The following is a 20,293-nucleotide window of genomic DNA, read 5'->3' on the forward strand; positions in this document are numbered from 1 at the left end:
TTGTGGTGTGGTTTAGATGGGAATGACCAGCAAGGTCTCGATGATGCGCGAGTCGTACAAAAACAAACGTTGTTTGAATTTCGGACCTTCGGAGGTGATGAGCACCTCGTCATGGCATTGACCTGTCGAGAAGATTTTCATATCGCCATCCAGGGCCATGGTGCGCACCACCAAGTAGTTGGAACGCACGTGCAACACTCCGTTTTCCTCACCCACAATTTGCACACCCGACACGATGTGTCGGTAGTGGTGTGGCTCGTAAATGTTGGCAATGCGCATGGACTTGATGCGGTCACGCAGCTGCGCGGCGCTGCGGCTGTCGATGACTGCCATGGGCAGATCGCGGTCGTGGTTGAAGCGCGATTTCACGGTGTAGCGGCCCTCGGGCAGCAGCAAGTCGGCAATGGCTTCGACGCGGTCTTCGTCAATGGCGCGCGCCCATTCGTAGATCAAGTTCTCGACGGCTCTGAAGTGGGTGTCGTGGTGCGGGGTCATGCTAGGCCCATGTCTAAACGGTAGTTGTGCCAAAAGTTACGGATCGCGCGCTCGGACAGTTTGGTGTTGCCGCCGCTCTCCAAGGTTTTACCGCCCATCTCAATGAACGATTCACCGCTCTGGCCATCGGCCATGGCGCGTTGCATCATTTCGCACACGGCCGCGTCTTCGACCGAAATCATGCCGGCGGAGCCTGCCAAATTGGCTTGCACCAAACGGGTCTGGGTGGTGGCGTCGTCGTCGTCGGCAAAGCCGAAATAGGTCCATACCAAGTCGGACTCGCCGACGCCACGCGGGATGAGTTGCCGCGTGGCCAAGCTGTTGGCAATTTGGTGCAACACAAACGAGGGGTAGGTGGTGAGCACTTGCACGCTCACGCCGTCGCCAAACTCGTCGCGCCATTTCAAGATGCTGGGGTCTTCCAGTTTCATATCGTCGTTGACGGAGCGCAAGGCTGAGCTGGTGGTGTCGAAGTCTGCCGACTTTTTCTCAGTGCCCGCCTTGGTATAGAAATACACATGGCGGCCGCTTTTGTCCAAGGTCATGCCCGACTCTTGCGATTGGCGCGACAAACCAAAGGTGCCGTAAAACGTGTGCAAGATATTGGCGTGGTATGAGTCGCGTGGGTTCTCGTGGTACGTCTTCCAATTGGCGTGAATGCGCTGGGTGTCGTACCCCAGCACCTTGAGTGGCTTGTGCAGCACGCGGCGAATGCCTTGCGCCACGTCGCCCAACCAGTCTTCGAGCGGTTCTACCTCGTCAGAAAACGTTGCGAACACCAAGCCACAAAAGGTAGCGACGCGCAATTTTTGCAGGCCGTGCTCGGACAGCTGAAAGTCTTTGGGCAGCCCGCCTTCGCCGCGCAGGCCGTGGCTGAAGGCCGCGTGGGTGAGGTCGCCTTTGAGGTTGTAGTTCCACGCGTGGTAAACGCAATAGAGCTTTTTGACTTTGCCAAAGGCGTCGCGGCACAGCATGTTGCCTCGGTGCGCGCAGCGGTTGACCACCACATGCAGCGAGCCATCTTCGGCCCGTGTTAGCACCACCGACTGCTCGCCAATGTAGGTTGTTTTGAAGCTGCCAACGTCGGGCACTTCGGCCTCTAAACCGACGTAATGCCACGCTTTGCCTCTGAAAATTTTGCTCTGTTCTTGGGCGTAAATATCGGGGTCGGTGTAGACCCAATACGGCGCACGCGTGTAGCCCTCGGCGGGCCAAGTGCGGGGCGCTGCTGCTTTATGGCTCAGGGGGCCGTGAACGACGGCCTCATGAAAGGAGGTGTTGGACGTAGACATGGGTTGGCTGAATGCGTGGAATCAATCAATCGAGATTTTTTCGTCTTTCACGATCTTGGCCATGGCCGGAATTTCGGTTTTGAGCCATTGCCCAAATTGCTCGGGTGTCATGGGTGAGGGCTCTGCGCCCAAGGTGGTCAGGCGCTCTTTGACATCGGGCAGTGCGGTGATGCGCATCAACTCGGCATTGAGCTTGTCCACGATGGCTTTGGGAGTGCCCGCAGGGGCCAACAAGCCCTGCCAACTGCCGGTCAAAAAGCCGGGCAAGGTCTCGCCCACGGTGGGCACGTTGCTGAGTTGCGCGTTGCGTTTGGCGCTGGATAGGGCAATGAGTTTGATCTTGCCCGACTTGACGTGTGGGTAGGTGGCGACCATGCCGTTGAAGGTCACGTCCACTTGGCCGCCGATCAAATCGGTCATGGCTTGTGCGCCGCCTTTGTAGGGCACGTAGCCCCATTCGATGCCACTGCGTTGGGCAAACACCACGCCTGCCAAGTGCGTGGCGCTGCCCATGCCTGCGGCAGCTGCATAGTTGAGCTTGCCTTTTTGCGCTTTGGCGTAGGCGATGAGTTCGGCTGTCGTGTTCGCCGGTACTTTGTCGCTGACGACCAACAGGTGGGGTGAGTAGCCCACCATGGCCACGGGCGCAAAGTCGGTCAACACGTTGAAGGGCAGTTTATAAAGCGCAGGGCTGATGACCAAGTTGCCCACATCCATCAGCACCAAGGTGTGGCCGTCTGGCGCTGACTTGGCGCCTGCATCGGCGCCTACGTTGCCACTCGAGCCCGCGCGGTTGTCGATCACCACAGGCTGGCCCCAAGACTCGGTCATTTTTTGACCGATCAAGCGGGCCAGCACATCAGAGGTGCCGCCGGCTGGAAAGGGAACGATGATTTTGATGGGCTTGTCGGGGTAAGCGTGTGCCAAAGGGGCAAACAGCGCGGCCAATAAGAGGAAAAACGAGAGGGGAAGAGCGGTCAATTTTTTCAACATGAAAACATCCTAGTTACCCAATGAACTATCGCCGCAAGCTGGGTGTTTTTTAATCACCAAGGCGACAGCGCGGCAGGGCTTGCCCTCTGGTCAGCGCTGCGCTAACCACGTAAGTTGATGCATCTCCAATGAAGAGCTTTTTATGACCGACACACACGCCGAAAACAACATCCATCCCGAAGGCAGCATTGACACGGAGGTGCGTGGCCATGTGCTGCTGATTGCCATCAACCGGCCCAACAAGCGCAACGGTTTCACGCCCAAGATGTTCCGAGAATTGGGCGAGGCCTACACCCGCCTCGACGACGACCCAACGCTGCGCGTGGGCTTGCTGCATGCCAAAGGCGCACATTTCACGGCAGGTTTGGATTTACCGTCCATCGCGCCGCTGATGCGCCGTGGTGAGAAAGCGGTGCCCATGGGGCTGGTGGACCCGTGCGATCTTGGCATCGCGGGTTATCGGCGTCGTACCAAGCCGATGGTGGTGGCGGTGCAAGGCATCACCTACACCTTGGGCATTGAGCTGATGCTGGCCGCCGACATCGTGGTGGCTGCCGACGATTGCCGTTTCTCACAGCTCGAAGTCAAGCGCGGCATCATGGCCACGGGTGGCGCGACCTTGCGCATGGCCGAGCGCGCGGGCTTGGGCAATGCCATGCTCCATTTGCTCACTGGCGATGTGTTTGATGCCGCCGAGGCGCTGCGTCTGAACTTTGTGCAAAAAGTTGTGCCTGCCGGTCAAGAGCTAGAGGCTGCCCTGGCCATTGCCAACGCGATTGCCGCGCAAGCGCCTTTGGCGGTGGTGGCAACGCGTCTGAATGTGTTGAAAGCCGTGGAGCACGGCCCCGTGGTGGCCATGCATGAGTTCATTGCCACACAACAACTCTTATCCAACAGCGAAGACGCCAAAGAGGGTGTGCTGTCGTTTGTTGAGAAGCGTGATGCGAAATTTACGGGGCGTTGATGCGTTGGCCAAACTGGGCTGGAGCGAAGCTCCAAGCCCGGCCTTCAGGCAACGCCAATTGACTCAGAGTTGTGGCGAGCGTTCTAGCTTGCTGAGGTCAAAGCCTTGCGCGCTCAATCGTTTGAGCAAAGCGTTGTAGGCGTTGGCATCCACCGTCGGGGTGCGCGACAGCACCCACAGGTATTCGCGGGAAGGTTCACTGACAGCGGCGAGCTGGTAGTTGTCATCCAGGTCAATCACCCAGTAATCCCCCCAGACCAGCGGCAACCAGCCCAGCCATGCGGGGGCAAAACGTACTTTGAGTTTGGGTGAGGTGTTGGCCCCAATTTGTCGCGCTAAACCCAAGGCATTGATTTCTTCTCCGCTCTCGGTGACGCAACGGTTCAGCACCTGTACCGTGCCGTCGGCTTGTGGTGTGTATTGGGCCCGGGTGTTGCGAGCACATCTGCGTTGAAAAATGTTGGGATATTTGGCAACTTCATACCAAGTGCCCATATAGCGGGGCACATCGATGCTGGCAATGCTGACCACGTCAGGCCGTGTAGGGGTCGCCAGGTTTGTTGCTGGGGGGCGGTCGCTTGTCTGCGCGTGCAAATGCGCCAACGACAGCGCGCCGAATGACGCGCCCACAACCATCACCCAACGCGACAACACGAACAAATGACGCAAAGAAAGTGTCATGGCTGATTCCTTTAAAACACAGCACCAGCGCGCAAGGTGTTGAGCACAATCTCTGCAATTTGCAACAGCAACAACAACGCCAAAGGCGACAAATCGACGCCGCCCATGTGTGGCAACAACCGACGCAAAGGGCGCAGCAAGGGCTCCACCAACTGTGCCAAGAAGTAACTCACATCCGTGCCGGACTTGAGCCAAGACAGCACGGCATAAATGATGACCAACCACATCAGGCTGGAAAGACAGGTGCTCAACAGCTCAAAGCCTGCCTGCGTGAGCAAACTCAACCAATGCGGCATGGCAGCTGAGATCAGGCCCAGCAAGGTGTATTTGGCCAACAGCACCGCGAAGGCCGCGACCAAGCTGGCGGTGTCCAAGCGACCGAAGGCGGGCACATAGCGGCGCACCGGCAGCACGATCCAATTGGTGAGGGCAAAAATGAACGGTGCTAAGGGGTTGCCCGAGCGCGCTGAAAGCGGCACGCGCTGCAAATGCATGTACATGCGCAACAGGCAGGTGCTGGCCACCACGCCCACCACGACTTGCAAAATGAGGGAGAAAATTTGAAACAGCATGTCAAGAGTTTAGTGGGCTCAGGCAAAATTTGAGCCTTCTTGTGGAAATGGTTTTATGTCACAAAAATCTGCGTTACCTCGATTTATTTTTGCCAGCCGATGGATGCAAGTGCCCTTGTACTTGGGCCTCATTGCGGCGCAAGCGGTCTATGTGTTCCATTTTTGGGTGGAGTTGGTGCACCTGCTGGAGGCGGCCATGGGCAGCCGCACGGCTTTGGATGCCTTGATCAGCAGCATTGGTTACAAGTCTGATGTGGTGGTCACTCAACTGAATGAGTCGGTCATCATGTTGGTGGTGCTGGGTTTGATTGACGTGGTGATGATCTCGAATTTATTGATCATGGTCATCGTTGGAGGTTATGAAACCTTCGTCTCGCGCATGTACTTGGAAGACCATCCCGACCAGCCCGAGTGGCTCAGTCATGTCAACGCCTCGGTGTTGAAAGTCAAGTTGGCCACCGCCATCATTGGCATCTCGTCCATCCACCTGCTCAAGACATTCATCAACGCCGCCAATTACGATGTCAAAGTGTTGATGTGGCAAACACTCATTCACATCACGTTCTTGCTCAGCGCGTTGGCCATTGCGCTGACCGACCGTTTGACGCACCACCCCAAAGATGACCATTGAAAGGGACCGCGTGTCCATCTCCTTGCCTACTGCTGCCCCGCGCCAATTGGCGCACACCCGAGAAGTCACCTTTCATGGCTACCGACGCGACGACGGCTTGTGGGACATCGAGGGCCACTTGCGTGATACCAAGCCCGTGCCCTTCACCATCCCGAATGAGCGGACGTGGGAAGCCAACGAGCCGATGCACGACATGCACATTCGCCTCACCGTAGACACCCAATTGGTCATTCGTGACATTGCAGTGGCCATGCACAAAGTGCCCCATGCGGGATGTCCAGAAGCTGCGCTGCCCATGCACAAAATGATTGGCTGCACCTTGGGCGCAGGCTGGCGTCGCGCCATCGAAGAAAATTTAGGCAACGAAAAAGGTTGCACCCATTTGCGTGAGCTGCTGTTCAACATGGCCACGGCCGCGTTTCAGTCGGTCACGGGCACATTTGCCAACCGAAACACGGACCAACCGCCCCCCCATTTGGGCCGCTGCATGGCGTGGGGTTTTAACAGCCCGTTGGTCGAACGCTTGCACCCCGTATTTTTTAAATGGCCCGACAAGGCCAAGACTGTGAAATGAAAAACGTCATCCATCGCAATGCGCTCGTGCTGTTCTCAGGCGGACAAGACTCCACCACCTGTTTGGCCCATGCCTTATCGCAATACGAGCGCGTGGAAACCTTGGCCTTTGATTACCGCCAGCGTCACCATGTGGAGCTCGAAGCGCGCATTCAAGTGCTGGCGCAAGTGCGCCAACAGTTCCCGCAATGGGCGCCCAAGCTGGGGGAAGACCATTTGCTCGACTTGGCCGTGTTGGGCCAAGTGAGTGAAACGTCACTCACCCGCGACATGAGTTTCAAGATGGAAGCCTCGGGCCTGCCCAACACCTTTGTGCCGGGTCGCAATTTGTTGTTCTTGACCTTGGCCGCTGCCTTGGCCTACCGCCGTGATTTGGATGTCATCGTCACCGGTGTGTGCGAGACCGACTTTTCGGGCTACCCCGATTGCCGCGACGACACCATGAAGGCCATGCAAATTGCCTTGTCTTTGGGTATGGACCGTCGCTTGCTGATTGAAACGCCTTTGATGTGGATCGACAAAGCGCAGACGTGGCAGTTGGCCTACGACCTCGGCCAAGCCGACCATCCGCAAGGCGGTCAGCAGTTGGTGGATCTCATCGTGGAGCACACCCACACCTGCTATTTGGGTGACCGCGAACACCGTCACGATTGGGGCTATGGCTGCGGCACTTGCCCTGCTTGTGATTTGCGTGCCAAAGGCTGGCAGCGCTGGAAGGCTTGAAATTTCTAAGCCTTGTGGCGCGCTAAGCGCTAAGCGCGATCACGGTATGTGAGTGTGAATTGCGCTGCGCCCTCGGGTGTTGGCGCCGCTTGTCCAGTTGACTCAAACACCCACTGCTGCGCGTGATAAGCCGCTACACCTGGGCGGTGCGCGATGGACACCAAGGCGCCGCCTTGGGTCTGCACCATGGCCCGTAATTTTTCGTACAAGATTTTTTCGCTGGCTTCATCGAGTGCACTGGTGACCTCGTCGGCAAACACCCAGCGAGGGCGCTTGAGCAGCACGCGCGCCAAGGCCAAGCGTTGCTGTTCGCCACCCGAGAGTTGCTGCGTCCAATGGCCTTCAACGTCCAGTTGCGACACCAAGTGCGGCAACAGCGCTTCTTCTAAGGCCTGCTGCAGTTGGGCATCGCTGTAAGGCTCGGCGCTGTCAGGGTAAGCCAAGGCTTGGCGCAAACTGCCTTCGGGGAAGTACGGCCGTTGTGGCATGAACACGCTGCCGTCTGGCAGGGTGATCAACGGTGCTGTTGCGATGGCATGCGCAGAGGCTTCAGCGCTTGATTCACGCGATGTATTGCTCAGCGCGATCTCCACAGAGGTTTGTGAGGCATACGGCCAAATGCCCGCCAACACCCGCAGCAGGGTCGATTTGCCGCAGCCTGAGGTGCCGCGAATCAGCACGCTGTCACCGGCATTCACGGTGAGTGTGGTGTTGGCCAGCAACACTTGGCCGTTGGGCAGCCAAACGGTGAGGGGGGCGGTGTGTAAAGAGGTGACGCCTTCGGCGTGCACGGTTGGCGCTGAGCTGATGGCAGTCTCGGTTGAAGCTGCAGTCGCTCTCCCTAGTTCCGAGATTTTTTCCGCTGCTGGGTCTGAAATGGCTTGCATCTGATCTTGAAAACTCGTCAAACGCAGGGTGGTGGCTTGCCACGAGGCCAACCGGCTGTAGTTGGTGATGAACCAACTCAGCGACTCTTGCACTTGGCCAAAGGCCGACGAAATCTGCATCAACTCGCCCAATTGAATGGCACCGCTGAAATAGCGCGGTGCGGCCACCAGCATGGGGAACACCACCGCTGCTTGGCCATAGCCGGAGTTGAACCAGGTGTAGCGTTTTTGCACACGCAGCAAGCGCATGAAGTTGTCCAGCACTTGGCTGAACCGCGTTTGCAGCGATTGACGCTCAACCGTGTGGCCTCGGTCCAGCGCAATCGCTTCGCTGTACTCGCGCACGCGCATCAGGTGGTGGCGAAAATCCGCTTCTAAGCGTTGCTGGGCGAAGTTCAGCGAGGCCATCGACTTGCCAATCCAGTGGCCAATCAGGCTGCCGCTCAAGGCGTAGGCCAACGCCATCCACACCATGAAGCCCGGAATTTCGTAGGCCGAGCCTTGCCATTCAAAGCTGAAACCACCAGACAAGGCCCACAAAATGCCGATAAAGCTCAGCAGCGTCACGGTGGCATCGAGCAAACCCAGCGACAGCCCCACCGTGTCGGCGGTGAACTGTTGAACGTCTTCTTGAATGCGTTGATCGGGGTTGTCCGTGCCGCCGTTTTGCGACTGCAGTTCGAGCCTGTAAAACACGTTGTTTGACAACCAGCGTTGCAAGTAGTCCCGCGTCATCCACGCGCGCCAACGCATTTCGAGCAATTGCGTGAGGTAGAAGCGATACACGGCCACGATGATGAAACATGTCGCCAAGCCCGCAAACACCCCCAGTTGCTGCCAAAAAACCTCGGCATCGCGGTTTTGCAGTGCGTCGTAGAACACGCGGTTCCAGTCGTTGAGCAAGACCATCAGGTAGACCATGCCCAAGTTCAGGCCTACGCAAGCGGCCAGCAGCAAGCGGGCACGCCACTTTTCTTCCGACTTGAAATAGGGCAACGACAAAGCCCAGACACGGCTGAGCTGCAAGCGGCTTTTTTGCCAATTGCGGGTCACGTCGTGCGCGACGCTATAAAAGGCGTTCATGGATTTCAAAGCTCGGTGTTGCGCACACCGCTGGCCACATGCCCAGCGGGGACGTGGCGAGCGGCCGATTCGATGTGGCCGGTTTGGTCGTCAAAGAAAAAGTCGGGTTCAAACTCGCGCAAGAACTCACCTTTTTCTAAGCCGCCCAAGAACATGGCTTGGTCCACATCGATGTTCCAGTTCATCAGCGTGCGAATGGCGCGTTCGTGCGCAGGGGCGCTGCGTGCCGTGACCAGCGCGGTGCGGATGCGCATGTGCGGCGTGCCTGCTTGTTGCAACACTTGTAAGGCGGCGAGCAAGGGCTTGAACGGGCCTGCGGGCAAGGGGTGGGCCGCATTGGTTTTTTCATGCTGTTGAAAGGCGTCCAAGCCTTGGGCTTGAAACACACGCTCAGCCTCGTCGCTGAACAGCACGGCGTCGCCGTCAAAGGCAATGCGCACTTCGTGGGGGTTGGCTTCAGACGCGTGGGCCGAGTGCGGGTACACCTGTGCGGCGGGCACGCCCGCATCGAGGGCGGAGCGCACGTCTGACAAATGAGTGGACAAAAACAAGTTGGCGTTGAGCGGACGCAGGTAGCGCCAAGGCGATTCGCCGCGCGTGAAGGTGCAGCGGATGATGGGCAGCGCATAGTGGGCGGCCGACTTCATGACGCGCAAGCCGCTCACCGGGTCGTTGCGCGAGAGGATGACCACCTCCACGCGTTGCGCCTCGGAGGTGTTGAACGCCAACAGTTTTTGCACCAACGAAAACGCCACGCCAGGCTTAGCGGGCGACTCCAGCCGATCGAGCTGCAGCTTCATGTACGCACGGTCATCGCCTTGTTCGAAGATTTGGTTTTCTTCTTCGAAGTCGAACAGGGCTCTTGAAGAGATGGCGACGACTAACTTACCGTCAAGAGAAACGCTCATGTGAATTCTCCAAGTACGGTCCGCCTTCGGACCGTTCCTAAGGCATGGGATTTTATTTGACCCATTGGTTGAGCTGGATGATGGGCAACATCACCGCCAACACAATGAGCATCACCATGCCGCCCATGGCCACGATCAGCAACGGCTCCAAGATGGTGGCGAGTTGCATGGCGCGGCGTTGCACCTCTTCGCTGAGCTGCTGTGCGGCGCGCTGCAGCATGGTGGGCAAGGTGCCGGTTTGTTCGCCCAAGCGCGAAAACATCACCAACAAACGCGGAAAGCGCTCTTTTTGCGCCAAGGCCGAGGCCAGCGGGGCGCCTTCGCGCACCAGCACCAAGGCTTCTTGTGCATCGTGTCGCAAGGCGGTGTTGGATAGCGTGTCGGCAGCGGCTTGCAGCGCTTTCAAAATCGGCACGCCCGCCGTGGCCAACATGGCCAGCGTGCTGGCAAAACGCGCAGCGTTGTAGCCACGGGCCAAGCGGCCGATGACGGGCAGTTGCAGCCAGGCTGCGTCAAAACTGCGGCGCAGGGCGGGTTGTTTCAAAGCGGTACGTGCGGCGATGACGCCTGTGGCGAGCAGCAACAAGCCCCACAACCAAAACGTTTGCACCAGCTCGCTCAAGCCCAGCATGAAGCTGGTGAGAAAGGGTAATTTCTGTTGGTTGCTGCCAAACACTTGCGCGACTTGTGGCACCACAAAAGCCAGCAAAAACAACACGATGGCCAGCGCCACCACACACACGATGGCGGGGTACAAACCCGCGGCCAGCAGTTTGCCGCGCAGGTTTTGTTGCTCTTGCTGGTCGTCGGCCAAGCGCTCTAGAACCAGTCCTAAATGCCCACTTTGCTCGCCTGCGCCGATCACCGCCACATAGATGTTTGAGAACTCACGCGGATGCTGAGCCAGCGCTTTCGCAAACGGCGCTCCCGCGTTCACCTCGGTGCGCAAGGCGGACACCAAGTCACGCTGGCGCGGTGTTTCGGCCTCGTCACTGAGCGCGCTCAAGGCCCGCTCCAACGGCAAACCCGCGGCCACCAAGCCTGCGAGCTGACGCGTCCACACGGTGAGCGCGGTGCGGCTGAACACTTTGCTTTCCCAAATGACCGTGTTCATGCCCGTGTTTTGGCTGCGCTGCACGGGCTCGACTTTGAGCGGCACCAAATCTTGCGCGCGCAATTGGCTGCGCGCCGTGCGTGCGCTGTCGGCTTCCAACACGCCACGGCGGGTTTGGCCTTGGGGGTCTAGGGCTTCGAACGCGTAGGCGGGCATGGGGGCGCTGCTTCGGGGTTCAGTCGCGGGTTACGCGCACCAGCTCTTCGTGCGTGGAAATACCCAAACGCACCAAGCGTTCACCGTCGTCGCGCATCAGCGCCATGCCGTTTTGCAAGGCGGCCTCGCGCAGTTGCGCTTCGCTGGCTTGGTTGTGGATGAGGGCGCGCATGTCGTCGTTGGTGGTGAGCAATTCAAAAATGCCGGTGCGGCCTTGGTAGCCGCTTTGGCCGCATATCTCACAGCCCTGGCCTTGACAATGCGTGCAGGTTTTGCGCAACAGGCGCTGGGCCAACACGCCCAAGAGCGATGAGCTGAGCAAGAAGGGCTCCACGCCCATGTCGGTCAAACGGGTCACGGCGCTGGCAGCATCGTTGGTGTGCAGCGTGGCCAGCACCAAGTGGCCGGTGAGTGAGGCTTGAATGGCGATTTGCGCGGTCTCAAAGTCGCGGATCTCGCCAATCATGATGATGTCGGGGTCTTGGCGCAGGATGGCGCGCAGGGCCTTGGCAAAGTCCAGATCAATCTTGGCGTTCACCTGCGTTTGACCGACGCCGGCCAACTCATATTCAATCGGGTCTTCCACCGTCATGATGTTGTTGCGCGTGGCGTCCAGACCTTGCAGCGCCGCGTACAGCGTGGTGGTTTTGCCAGAGCCTGTGGGACCGGTGACCAAAATGATGCCGTGGGGCTGGTGCACCAAAGCCTCAAAGCGGCGCAGCGTGTCGCCCTCCATGCCCACGGCTTGCAGCGTGAGTTTGCTTTCTGACTTGTCGAGCAAACGCAGCACGGCGCGTTCGCCATGCGCGCTGGGCAAGGTGGACACCCGCACGTCAATGGCGCGTTGGCCGAGGCGCAACGAAATGCGCCCGTCTTGCGGCAAACGCTTTTCGGCAATGTCCAGCTCGGCCATGATTTTGAGGCGCGAAATCAGCGCCGCATGCAAGGCGCGGTTGGGTTGCACCACTTCGCGCAGCGTGCCGTCGACGCGAAAGCGCACGCTGCTGTGGCGCTCGTAGGGTTCGATGTGAATGTCGCTCGCACCATCGCGTGCGGCTTGCGTCAGCAGTGCGTTGAGCATGCGGATGATGGGCGCGTCGTCGGCGGCTTCGAGCAAGTCTTCCACGGCAGGCAGTTCTTGCATCATGCGCGTCAGGTCGGCGTCGCTCTCGACCTCGCTCACCACGGCAGCTGCGTTGCTGTCAGCTTGCGCGTAGGCCTCGCTGATGCGTTTGGCTAACGTGGCTTTGTCGGTGTATTCAAACGACTGCACGGCGTGGCGGCGTGTGATCTCGCTCCACGCGCTCAGGTCGGGCGCATCGCTGTGCCACAGCGTGAGTGTGTGGCCATCGTCCTCCAGCAAGAGCTGGTGGGTGCGGGCAAAGGCGTAGGGCAGCGGGCGGCGCATGGTTTAGCGGGGTGCAGGCGTGGTGGCGGGCATCGTCGCTGCAGGTTGGCTCGGTGGGGCCAAGGGCGGCAGAACGGGCGCGGGTCCCGTGTCGAGCAAGGGGTTGAACGACGGCACCGCATTGCGCTGTAGGCCCATCATTTGTTGGTAACGATTGTTGCTCAACACATCCGAGGCATGGCTGTCACGAACCACCACGGGGCGCAAGAACACCATCAGGTTTTTCTTGCTGCGCGTGCGGCTTTCGCTTTTGAACAACCAGCCAAAGCCGGGAATGTCACCCAGGCCTGGCACTTTGCTGGCATTGCCCGAGTACTCGTCGGACAACAGACCACCCAACACGATGATGGCGCCATCGTCCACTAGCACGTTGGACTCGATGCTGCGTTTGTTGGTGATCAAGCCAATGCTGGCGGCCTTGGAATAGTCCACGCTGGAGACTTCTTGAAACACGGTCATCTTGACGGTGCCCGTCTCGCTGATTTGTGGCCTGACCTTGAGCGTCAAGCCCACGTCTTTGCGTTCCACGGTTTGAAACGGGTTGACCGCCGCACCGGTGGTGGCGTTGGTGTATTGGCCAGTGACAAAGGGCACGTTTTGGCCCACCACGATTTTGGCTTCTTCGTTGTCGAGGGTTAGCAAATTGGGCGTGGAGAGGATGTTGGCGTCACCGTTGGTTTCTAGAAAGTTAGCCAAGCTGCTCAGGATGGTCGTGCCATTGACGTTGCGAATGGTGCCAATGTTCAAGCCGCCGCCAATGCCTGCTGTTGCCGCAGCTGTGCCGCCTTGCGACAAGCCCACGATGTTGCCGGTGGAGCCAAAGTTGGTACCCGCCACGCCGCTGCTGCCTAGCGCGCCCTGCCATTGAATGCCCATTTGCAGCGCTTTGTCAGCGTTGACCTCGGCAATCAAACTTTCCACCATTACCTGCGCGCGGCGTTGGTCCAGCAAGTCGATCACGGCGCGCAGCTGGCGGTATTGCGGCTCGGGCGCGGTGATGATGAGCGAGTTGGTGGCCGTGTCGGCTTGAATTTGTCCGCCGGTGGTTGGGCCGCTAACTGTGTTGGTGGCACCCAACGTGGTGCCCGATGTGGCGCCGCCCAGCGGCGTGTTGGCAGTGGGCGACATGCCCGTGTTGACTGTGCCTGCGGTATTGCCGCGTACTTCACCGCTGACCGCTGCACGCAAGGTGGCAGCCAGTTTGGTGGCATCGGCATTTTTCAAATACACCACATGGATGTTGCCGCGCGGGTTGTTGCTGCCGGGTTGATCGAGCTTCTCGACCAAGGCGCGCACCAGTGCCACGCGGGCAGGGTTGGCGGCACGCAAGATGAGGGTGTTGCTGCGCGGCTCGGCCACCAAGGTGGTTTTGTATTCGGCACCGGTTTGCCCAGGTGTGGCAGCGACTGCAGTGGCGCCACCCGACTCGATCAAGCGCAACACCAAGGGCGCCAAGTCGATGGCGATGGCGTTTTTGAGCTGAATCACCTCGATGTCGCTGGCGTTGGACACGTCGAGCGCCGCAATGATGCGCGCCATGCGCTGCAGGTTGTCGGCGTAGTCGGTGATGATGAGCGAGTTGTTGCCAGGGTTGACGTTGATGGTGTTGTTGGGGCTGATGAGCGGGCGCAGCACGGGCAGCACGTTGTTGGCTTGCTCAAAGTTGAGTTTGAAGATGTGGGTGACGATTTGGCCGTTGGCCGTCCCCGAGCCTGCGTTGTCAATTTGTTGCACGCTGCCGCCTTGCAACTTCGCATCGGCTTCGGGCACAATTTTGTAAAGTCCTTTGGTTTCGACCATGGCAAAACCTTGCAAGCGCAAGGCCGCCAAGAACTGGCTCCACGCTTCGTTGGGCGAGACGGGCAGCTCGGTGCTGAGGTTGATCGTGCCTTTCACGCGAGGGTCTACCACCAAGTTGCGGTTGGACAGCGTGGCCAAGGTGCGAGCGACGGCTTCGATGTCGGCGTTCACAAAGTTCAGGGTGATGGGCTCTGCCGCATTGGCTTTTTTGACCGGCGGTGCGGCGTTTGTGAGCGACAAGCCGCTGAGCGCAGGAAGCAGGCCCAGACAGAGGCCCAAGGCCAGCGTCAGCGCGGTGGGTTTGAAAAATGTGTGTTGCTTTGGCATATGCGTTAACCCAGTTTCAAGATCGACTTGGCACCTCGGCGTTGGCCGAGGATGTTCAACAAATTAGAGAGTGCGGCCTCGGCATCGGGTTCGCTCGATGCTTCGCCATTGAATTGCAAATGTCCGTTGCGCCATTGGCCCGTGCCTTGCAGCTGCAAGCTGCCTTCCACGGTGTCGAGGGTGAGGCGCATTGTGTCACTCGCTTCAGCGCCCGTTGTCACATCGCCTGTGCCCTGCAGCACCACGCGGTAGCTGCCCAAGGGCTTGAGGGTGGACAGGCGGGTGGAGATTTGCTGCAGGTGCAACTGGGCTTGGCCTTGCAACTGCGTTTGGCCAGCGATGTGTTGCCAGGCTAATTGCTGGGTGCTGAGTTGCAGCGCGCCTTCGGGTTGCATGGTGTTCCAAGGCGCGCCCAAACCGGTCAACCAAGATGCGGGCCAGGTCGAGCGTTGGTCATTCACTTGGACGCGCACCCCGCGCCATTGGGGCGTGACATCCACGGACAGGGGCTGCGTGGTGCAGCATTCAGACGACAGGCTGAGGCGCAGCCCCAATTGGGCCGCTGACCCGTCAAGGTGCGGCCCCAGTTGCCACAGCAAGCGGGTGGGCAGGGCGGTGTTGGAGGCGTTGGCTTGGGGGCCGGCGCTGAGCACGGCCTGTGCCGAGCCTTGCCACACGGTGCCTTGGGCGTTTTGCAGGATCACGCGTTCGCCGCTGACTTGGGCGACGAGCTGTGCCAACCAATAGGCGGGCGCTTGGCTGACCAAAGCCAGCACTGCGCCAATGAATGCGCCCGTCCATGCCCAGCGGCGGGTGCTCACTGCGCCCTCGCGGTGTTGTCGGGCAGGCGCAGGACCAAGCTGCCGTTCCAGATCGCGACGTTTTTGTCGGCTTCATTGCCGCTGCCACTGCCGCGCGTCAAGTGCGCTTCAATGGGCAGCACTTGCGCTTGGCTACGCACTTGGGCCAGCCAAGTGCCCAAGGTGGAGGCGGGCACGGCCTTTAGCTGCACCGACACGCGCTCGCCTTGCACCGTCAGTTGCAGGCTGGGGTTAGTGCTGAGGCTTTGCAAGGTGCGCAGCGCTTCGTCGCGTGACAGCGGTGTGCGTTGTTGCAGCGCTTGCGCCTGCGCTTGCAAGGCCAGCATGTGGGCTTGCTGTGTGCTGATGTGGGCGCGGCGAGTGTGGCTGTCGCGCAACGTGTCTAGCGCGGGCGCGATGGCCACGGTCCAGATCAGCGCGGCGGAGAGTAGCAGGCCCAGCCAAGTTAAGCCGCGTTGCTCGCGGGTGGACAGGGCTTGCCAGCGCGTGGCTAACGTGGCTTTGAAGCGGTTGAGCGTGCTCATGGGCGAGCCTCCGCTTGCAACACCCAAATGTTGTTGGCTTCTTGACGCCAGCTAAGGCCTTGGGTTTTGAGGTTAGCTTGAGCACTTTGGGTGGCTTTGTCGTCTAGCGATAGGCTGTGTACGCGCAGCGCGGCGTTGACGAAGTGCAGTTGCGTGGGCACTTGACCCGCAGGCAGCACGCCAGCGAGGGCGGCCAACAACGGCTCTAAATCGGTGCGGCTGACATGGCCTGACTTCTGTTGCAAGGCATCCACTTCGCGTTGCATTTGCAAAGGGGCGTCGATCACCAAACTCACAGCGGGAAAGCTGGTTTTCAAAATGCGTTGCAGCGCCTGTTGCTGTTGATCGAGGGCTGATTTTTCGCGCCACGCCAAAGCATTCAAGCCCACGATTTGCAGCAGCACCAAGGCGGCAATGCCAACACGTACCGCACGCCAAGCGGGAGCATGCGCCAAGGTTTGCCACGCACTTTGCAGGCCACGTTGCAGGCGTTGGCTGCGGCCTTGGGCCCATTCGCCCTGCGCCAAATCCCAGGCGGATTGGCTGGCTGCGACCCAACGTTGCGCCGCACTTTGCAGCACGGGTTGGCGCTGCAACAGGCTTTGCACACGCGCCACCATGGCGGGTTCGGCATAAATTTGCAAAGCGGTGTCGTTCTGGGCGTCCGTGTTGCCGTTATTCAGGGCCTGAAAAGCGCGCCAAGACGCGGCGTTGGTCGGCATCACGCTGACGCCTTCAAGCTGAGTCAATACGCTGACCGATTGGTCAGGTTCACCCACGACGTGCAGCGTCGGTGTGTCGGTGGGCTGTAATTCGGGCACCAAGCGTTGCACGGTCAAGCCAGCGGCATGCAGCGGGGCGAGGGCTTCGCGCAGCCAGGTTTTGTCACACGCAGCTACCCAGGTGGTGCCACCTGTTCGGGCCAAGGCTTGGCTGTTGGGGGGCAGTACAAGGTGTAGCTGTTGCGGGTCGTCTAGCAAACGGTCTTCCAACAAACCGTGCAGCACGCTCATCAAACGGGGGCCGTGGCTGGCGGGGGGCAGTTGCACGCTGAGCCACGACATGCGGCTGTGGGGCACCACGGCCACCACCTCGCCGGCATGGGCTGATAACGTGGCGGCTGCGCCTGTGGCGCTGCGCGTCACGCTGTGACCGTCGGAATGCACATGGGCATAACCGGTGGCGGCGTGGGCAGAGGTGTGAGGCAGGGCAATGATCAGCATGAGAACGGTCATTGTAGAGAGCCAAACTCACGCCATATGACGGTTTGGTTACTGGTTTCACGCTTGACCAAGGAGCGCTCTTGCAGGGTGGTTTGCGACATGCGCAGGCGGCCCAACACTTCAAAAAACTGGGTGTTCACGCTGTGGCTGTTTTGCAGTTCAACCGGTCGGCCCACCGCTTTGACAAAGTCCTCCAGTGTGGACCACGGCGTGCGTTCGCGTTGTTGGACCAAGCGCTGCGCGTCGCTCATGCTCAAGCCTGGCACGCTGGCGTACAGCACTTGCTGGGTGGCGGTGTTCACATTGACAGGAGTGGCAGTGGGCAACAGCGTGAGGTGAGGGGCCAAGGTTTTCAGTGAGGCGGGCGAGAGGCCTAACCATGTCAGCTGTGTAACGCGTTGGGGCATCAGCGGCGTGCTGGCGTCGCCGCTGTTGGATGACTTGCGCTGCGCGGCTTGTAAGCCTTGCACCAAGAGGTTGAGCTGGAGTGGCGGCACACCCAAGGCGTCAAACAAACGCGTCAACGCAGCGAGGGCGGCGGGGTCGGGCTGGTCGCCCTTCATCAAATTGGTGACGTTGAGGCGGCCTTGCAAGTCTGTGATTTGGCCCGACAAAAACACGTTTTGCGCGAGGTTGTCGTCTTCGCTGCTGTTGCCGGTGGTGACGCTGCCATCGGGCATGGCGGCTAAAAAGCTGGACAAACGCGCCTCTTGCAGGGGCACGGCCCAAGGCTCGGTCAAGCTGTCGGTGGGGTTGTTGGGGTTATCTGCACGGGCGTCTTCGCGCAGGATGACGCGGGCCCAATCGAGCGCGCCCGTCAGCAGCCAGTGCGCTTGCGAGCGTTGGCGTTCTGCACTTTCTACCTCGATGGATCGCCACTGTTGCCACATCGCGCCCGCCGCCAAAGTGGCCACCAACGCGACGGTGAGCATGGCGGCCAGCAAGGCTGCACCGCGCTGCGAACGTTGGGTTGTGCGCTTCATGTTTTGGTGTTGCTGAAATTGGGGCGCACCCAGTCGAGGGTGAGGCGTCCGCGCAGGCCGGTTTGGGCGGGAAGTTCCAAAAGCAGGCGAATGGCGTCGGGGGTGGCCGGCGTGGCGTTGCTGTTGGGCAGGACGCCGCCGTTGGGAGGTGCGCCACCGCTTGTGGGTACGCTGCCGCCGGTGGAAATGCTGCCACTGGCCACATCACCGCTGGACAGCGGGTTGCTCCAGGCGTTGCCCCTGAAGTAGCTGATTTGCCATAAGTTCAGCGGCAGCAAGGTGGTCTCAAACGCTTGGTCTTCGCTGCTGGGGTTTTTGCCCCAGCGTTCGGCTTGGGTCCATGCCTGCAGCAGGCTGGCGCGGCTTTGCAAGGCGGGGGACTGCCAACGCACCCAGACGCCTTGGTTGTTGCCTGCTTGCGGTGTGTCACGACGTGTCCAAGCCACGACCCACAGGCCCGCATCGCTGCCGTCGGCACGCCACGTGCTGGCGCGGCGAGTCAGGCGCAGGGTTTGGCCATCCCAACTGACGCCCGCGTCATTCAAGGTCGGCACGGGCTGCATGGCGTCGAGGTCGGCATGCCATTGGGCGAGCACGGTTTGCACCACCGCAATTTGATCGACATGGGTTTGGGTGGCGTTGCGGGTGCGCATGAGCCCGTCCAAGCCGCGCCAACTCATGCCCGCCATGATGGCCATCAAGGTGATGGCGATCAGCAGCTCGATCAGCGTGAAGCCGCGTTGCGGGTTGTGGCGTGCCATCAGTAGCGCCCCAACACGGTGGTGACCCGAAGGATGGGCGAGTTGTTGCTGAACACTTGGGCGTCTACCCGGCGAAACGCGGGGTTGGGCGTGGTGCGCACGGTCAGCGCTACGTCGAAGTTGCGTTCGGCTTGTACGCAGGGCACGCGCGAGTCGCCCACGCCTGGCATTTGTTGGGCCAAACGGAGTTGCTGAATGGCGTTGTCAGCGCAAATTTGCCCCAGCAACACATCGGTTTGGCGCTGTGCGTTGTGGGTCAGCGCACCGCTGACTTTGGTGCCCGTCATCAAGGCCAGTGCGACGATGGCGAGGGCGACCAAAACTTCAATCAAGGTGAAACCTTGTTGGCTTTGTTTCATGGCATCACCTGAAAGGGGCGCAGCCCGTCGGTGGCTATTCGTAATTGTTGTGATTGCTGCTGCTGTGGCGCCCTGTTTGCGTTGACCGTGTTGCCAGGTTCAGCCGTCACCGTCAGCGTGATGCTGGCCGGAGCGATGATGGGTTCTGGCCCCAGCACCACCCAATTTGTGGCTGTGGCATTAGGGTTCGAGGCGATGGAGTTGACGTGCGCTTGCGTGCTGGGGCTGAGCCAAGCTTCTCGGCGGGTAGCCAACCCGCTGCCCGCTACGGCGCTGGTGATGTCGTAGCCGTCCGCTGTGGTGCGCCAAATCAGCGCCACGCCACTGGTGCGCGATTGGGCGCGGGCCGCTTCAAGCTGGGCGGTCAGTCGCTGCGCCTCGCGTTCGAGTTGGGTTTGGCTGCTGTCGCGCATCGCCAAACTCACGCCCGCCATGGCAAAGCCAATGATGGCCAGCACCACCAACAGCTCCAACAGGGTCAGGCCGCGTTGGCGTTGCATGACGGGGTTGACCGTGTGTTTTATTGCCAGCTGCCGATGTCGGCGTTTTTGCCTTCGCCGCCGGGTTGGCCATCGGCACCCAGTGACAGCACGTCGATCTCGCCCTTCACACCAGGGTTCATGTACTGGTAAGGACGGCCCCAAGGGTCATTGGGCAGCTTGTCGATGTAAGGCTTCCAGTTCAGCGGCGCTGGGCCGGTGGTGGGCTGCACCACCAAGGCTTGCAAACCTTGCTCGGGCGCGGGGTAGCGTTGGTTGTCCAAACGGTAGAGCTTGAGGGCTTGCATCAGGTTGCCCACATCGGTTTTGGCGGCGGTCACGCGCGCATCGTCGGCGCGGTTGAGCACGTTGGGCACCACCAGTGCGGCGAGCACGCCAATGATGGCTAGCACCACCATCAACTCAATCAGCGTGAAGCCGCGTTGTTTTTGGCGTGGGCGTTGAAGGGTTACGGGGTGGGCGGTGTTGGGGAGGGTAGTCATCAAGAGGCTCACAAGTTCTGTGTCAAGCATGAA

General features: G+C 60.0%; 22 protein-coding genes. 4 read left to right on the forward strand and 18 right to left on the reverse strand.

Annotated features, from left to right (window positions below; genetic code table 11):
* Positions 1 to 12: 12 nt before the first annotated feature.
* Genes B9Z42_RS13405 through B9Z42_RS13415 form a run of 3 tightly spaced genes read right to left on the reverse strand, consistent with a single transcriptional unit; the run spans position 13 to position 2,780 of the window.
* Positions 13 to 495: a nuclear transport factor 2 family protein gene (locus tag B9Z42_RS13405; RefSeq protein WP_100133917.1), complete on the reverse strand. Its 483-nt coding sequence runs from the start codon at positions 493 to 495 to the stop codon at positions 13 to 15.
* Positions 492 to 1,787: an SRPBCC family protein gene (locus B9Z42_RS13410; protein WP_100133918.1), complete on the reverse strand. Its 1,296-nt coding sequence runs from the start codon at positions 1,785 to 1,787 to the stop codon at positions 492 to 494. The genes B9Z42_RS13405 and B9Z42_RS13410 overlap by 4 nt, the downstream gene beginning before the upstream one ends.
* 21 nt (positions 1,788 to 1,808) lie before the next feature.
* A complete protein-coding gene (locus B9Z42_RS13415; protein WP_100133919.1) occupies positions 1,809 to 2,780 on the reverse strand; it encodes a tripartite tricarboxylate transporter substrate binding protein in 972 nt (323 codons plus the stop codon).
* Between the two features lie 142 nt (positions 2,781 to 2,922).
* Here B9Z42_RS13415 and B9Z42_RS13420 point away from each other — a divergent pair, with 142 nt between their 5' ends.
* Complete coding sequence (locus B9Z42_RS13420; RefSeq protein ID WP_100133920.1) at positions 2,923 to 3,744, forward strand: crotonase/enoyl-CoA hydratase family protein; 822 nt, start codon at positions 2,923 to 2,925, stop codon at positions 3,742 to 3,744.
* A 63-nt stretch (positions 3,745 to 3,807) separates the two neighbouring features.
* Here B9Z42_RS13420 and B9Z42_RS13425 read toward each other — a convergent pair whose 3' ends face one another.
* Positions 3,808 to 4,425 (reverse strand): lipocalin family protein, encoded by a 618-nt coding sequence (locus tag B9Z42_RS13425; RefSeq protein WP_233203649.1) that lies wholly within the window; start codon positions 4,423 to 4,425, stop codon positions 3,808 to 3,810.
* An 11-nt stretch (positions 4,426 to 4,436) separates the two neighbouring features.
* On the reverse strand, positions 4,437 to 4,997 hold the full coding sequence (locus B9Z42_RS13430; protein WP_100133921.1) for a YggT family protein: 561 nt from the start codon (positions 4,995 to 4,997) through the stop codon (positions 4,437 to 4,439).
* 55 nt (positions 4,998 to 5,052) lie between these two features.
* On the opposite strand from B9Z42_RS13430, the gene B9Z42_RS13435 reads away from it, so the two are divergent.
* The 3 genes from B9Z42_RS13435 to queC are packed head-to-tail and all read left to right on the forward strand — an operon-like array spanning position 5,053 to position 6,924.
* Entirely contained in the window at positions 5,053 to 5,628 is a 576-nt protein-coding gene (locus B9Z42_RS13435) for a TIGR00645 family protein (RefSeq protein WP_100133922.1), read from the forward strand.
* Positions 5,629 to 5,638: 10 nt separating this feature from the next.
* A complete protein-coding gene (locus B9Z42_RS13440) occupies positions 5,639 to 6,202 on the forward strand; it encodes a DUF2889 domain-containing protein (RefSeq protein WP_233203650.1) in 564 nt (187 codons plus the stop codon).
* Between the two features lie 8 nt (positions 6,203 to 6,210).
* Positions 6,211 to 6,924: a 7-cyano-7-deazaguanine synthase QueC gene (queC, locus tag B9Z42_RS13445; protein WP_100134041.1), complete on the forward strand. Its 714-nt coding sequence runs from the start codon at positions 6,211 to 6,213 to the stop codon at positions 6,922 to 6,924.
* A gap of 29 nt (positions 6,925 to 6,953) precedes the next feature.
* On the opposite strand, the gene B9Z42_RS13450 is transcribed toward queC, so the two are convergent.
* The 13 genes from B9Z42_RS13450 to gspG are packed head-to-tail and all read right to left on the reverse strand — an operon-like array spanning position 6,954 to position 20,260.
* Positions 6,954 to 8,894, reverse strand: coding sequence for an ABC transporter ATP-binding protein/permease (locus B9Z42_RS13450; protein WP_100133924.1), 1,941 nt, complete (start codon positions 8,892 to 8,894; stop codon positions 6,954 to 6,956).
* A gap of 5 nt (positions 8,895 to 8,899) precedes the next feature.
* A complete protein-coding gene (locus B9Z42_RS13455) occupies positions 8,900 to 9,802 on the reverse strand; it encodes a 5'-nucleotidase (RefSeq protein ID WP_100133925.1) in 903 nt (300 codons plus the stop codon).
* A 52-nt stretch (positions 9,803 to 9,854) separates the two neighbouring features.
* A complete protein-coding gene (gene gspF, locus B9Z42_RS13460; protein ID WP_100133926.1) occupies positions 9,855 to 11,072 on the reverse strand; it encodes a type II secretion system inner membrane protein GspF in 1,218 nt (405 codons plus the stop codon).
* A gap of 19 nt (positions 11,073 to 11,091) precedes the next feature.
* Positions 11,092 to 12,480 carry a GspE/PulE family protein gene (locus tag B9Z42_RS13465; RefSeq protein ID WP_100133927.1) on the reverse strand — a complete coding sequence of 463 codons (1,389 nt, stop codon included), beginning with the start codon at positions 12,478 to 12,480 and terminating at the stop codon, positions 11,092 to 11,094.
* 3 nt (positions 12,481 to 12,483) lie between these two features.
* The gene (gene gspD / locus B9Z42_RS13470) at positions 12,484 to 14,607 is read right to left on the reverse strand and encodes a type II secretion system secretin GspD (protein WP_100133928.1); all 2,124 of its coding nucleotides are present in this window, start codon (positions 14,605 to 14,607) and stop codon (positions 12,484 to 12,486) included.
* A 5-nt stretch (positions 14,608 to 14,612) separates the two neighbouring features.
* The gene (gspN, locus tag B9Z42_RS13475; protein ID WP_100133929.1) at positions 14,613 to 15,428 is read right to left on the reverse strand and encodes a type II secretion system protein N; all 816 of its coding nucleotides are present in this window, start codon (positions 15,426 to 15,428) and stop codon (positions 14,613 to 14,615) included.
* Positions 15,425 to 15,952, reverse strand: a complete 528-nt coding sequence (gene gspM, locus B9Z42_RS13480) for a type II secretion system protein GspM (RefSeq protein ID WP_100133930.1) — start codon at positions 15,950 to 15,952, stop codon at positions 15,425 to 15,427. The genes gspN and gspM overlap by 4 nt, the downstream gene beginning before the upstream one ends.
* On the reverse strand, positions 15,949 to 17,175 hold the full coding sequence (gspL, locus tag B9Z42_RS13485; RefSeq protein WP_158235966.1) for a type II secretion system protein GspL: 1,227 nt from the start codon (positions 17,173 to 17,175) through the stop codon (positions 15,949 to 15,951). The genes gspM and gspL overlap by 4 nt, the downstream gene beginning before the upstream one ends.
* Positions 17,176 to 17,183: 8 nt before the next feature.
* Positions 17,184 to 18,158 carry a type II secretion system minor pseudopilin GspK gene (gspK, locus tag B9Z42_RS13490; RefSeq protein ID WP_100133932.1) on the reverse strand — a complete coding sequence of 325 codons (975 nt, stop codon included), beginning with the start codon at positions 18,156 to 18,158 and terminating at the stop codon, positions 17,184 to 17,186.
* Complete coding sequence (locus tag B9Z42_RS13495; RefSeq protein WP_100133933.1) at positions 18,155 to 18,919, reverse strand: type II secretion system protein J; 765 nt, start codon at positions 18,917 to 18,919, stop codon at positions 18,155 to 18,157. Before B9Z42_RS13495 ends, gspK begins: the two co-directional genes overlap by 4 nt.
* Positions 18,919 to 19,278: a type II secretion system minor pseudopilin GspI gene (gene gspI, locus B9Z42_RS13500; protein ID WP_100133934.1), complete on the reverse strand. Its 360-nt coding sequence runs from the start codon at positions 19,276 to 19,278 to the stop codon at positions 18,919 to 18,921. Before gspI ends, B9Z42_RS13495 begins: the two co-directional genes overlap by 1 nt.
* Entirely contained in the window at positions 19,275 to 19,778 is a 504-nt protein-coding gene (locus tag B9Z42_RS13505; RefSeq protein WP_100133935.1) for a prepilin-type N-terminal cleavage/methylation domain-containing protein, read from the reverse strand. Before B9Z42_RS13505 ends, gspI begins: the two co-directional genes overlap by 4 nt.
* A gap of 20 nt (positions 19,779 to 19,798) precedes the next feature.
* Positions 19,799 to 20,260: a type II secretion system major pseudopilin GspG gene (gspG, locus tag B9Z42_RS13510; protein WP_100134042.1), complete on the reverse strand. Its 462-nt coding sequence runs from the start codon at positions 20,258 to 20,260 to the stop codon at positions 19,799 to 19,801.
* Positions 20,261 to 20,293 lie beyond the last annotated feature (33 nt).

Source organism: Limnohabitans sp. B9-3 (assembly GCF_002778325.1).
GTDB classification, from domain to species: domain Bacteria; phylum Pseudomonadota; class Gammaproteobacteria; order Burkholderiales; family Burkholderiaceae_C; genus Limnohabitans; species Limnohabitans kasalickyi.

Coding starts and splice junctions, on each gene's coding strand:
- B9Z42_RS13405 (WP_100133917.1), bottom strand. CDS start 495: ATGACCCCGCACCACGACACCCACTTCAGAGCCGTCGAGAACTTGATC.
- B9Z42_RS13410 (WP_100133918.1), bottom strand. CDS start 1,787: ATGTCTACGTCCAACACCTCCTTTCATGAGGCCGTCGTTCACGGCCCC.
- B9Z42_RS13415 (WP_100133919.1), bottom strand. CDS start 2,780: ATGTTGAAAAAATTGACCGCTCTTCCCCTCTCGTTTTTCCTCTTATTG.
- B9Z42_RS13420 (WP_100133920.1), top strand. CDS start 2,923: ATGACCGACACACACGCCGAAAACAACATCCATCCCGAAGGCAGCATT.
- B9Z42_RS13425 (WP_233203649.1), bottom strand. CDS start 4,425: ATGACACTTTCTTTGCGTCATTTGTTCGTGTTGTCGCGTTGGGTGATG.
- B9Z42_RS13430 (WP_100133921.1), bottom strand. CDS start 4,997: ATGCTGTTTCAAATTTTCTCCCTCATTTTGCAAGTCGTGGTGGGCGTG.
- B9Z42_RS13435 (WP_100133922.1), top strand. CDS start 5,053: ATGTCACAAAAATCTGCGTTACCTCGATTTATTTTTGCCAGCCGATGG.
- B9Z42_RS13450 (WP_100133924.1), bottom strand. CDS start 8,894: ATGAACGCCTTTTATAGCGTCGCGCACGACGTGACCCGCAATTGGCAA.
- B9Z42_RS13455 (WP_100133925.1), bottom strand. CDS start 9,802: ATGAGCGTTTCTCTTGACGGTAAGTTAGTCGTCGCCATCTCTTCAAGA.
- gspF (WP_100133926.1), bottom strand. CDS start 11,072: ATGCCCGCCTACGCGTTCGAAGCCCTAGACCCCCAAGGCCAAACCCGC.
- B9Z42_RS13465 (WP_100133927.1), bottom strand. CDS start 12,480: ATGCGCCGCCCGCTGCCCTACGCCTTTGCCCGCACCCACCAGCTCTTG.
- gspD (WP_100133928.1), bottom strand. CDS start 14,607: ATGCCAAAGCAACACACATTTTTCAAACCCACCGCGCTGACGCTGGCC.
- gspM (WP_100133930.1), bottom strand. CDS start 15,952: ATGAGCACGCTCAACCGCTTCAAAGCCACGTTAGCCACGCGCTGGCAA.
- gspL (WP_158235966.1), bottom strand. CDS start 17,175: ATGCTGATCATTGCCCTGCCTCACACCTCTGCCCACGCCGCCACCGGT.
- gspK (WP_100133932.1), bottom strand. CDS start 18,158: ATGAAGCGCACAACCCAACGTTCGCAGCGCGGTGCAGCCTTGCTGGCC.
- B9Z42_RS13495 (WP_100133933.1), bottom strand. CDS start 18,919: ATGGCACGCCACAACCCGCAACGCGGCTTCACGCTGATCGAGCTGCTG.
- gspI (WP_100133934.1), bottom strand. CDS start 19,278: ATGAAACAAAGCCAACAAGGTTTCACCTTGATTGAAGTTTTGGTCGCC.
- B9Z42_RS13505 (WP_100133935.1), bottom strand. CDS start 19,778: ATGCAACGCCAACGCGGCCTGACCCTGTTGGAGCTGTTGGTGGTGCTG.
- gspG (WP_100134042.1), bottom strand. CDS start 20,260: ATGACTACCCTCCCCAACACCGCCCACCCCGTAACCCTTCAACGCCCA.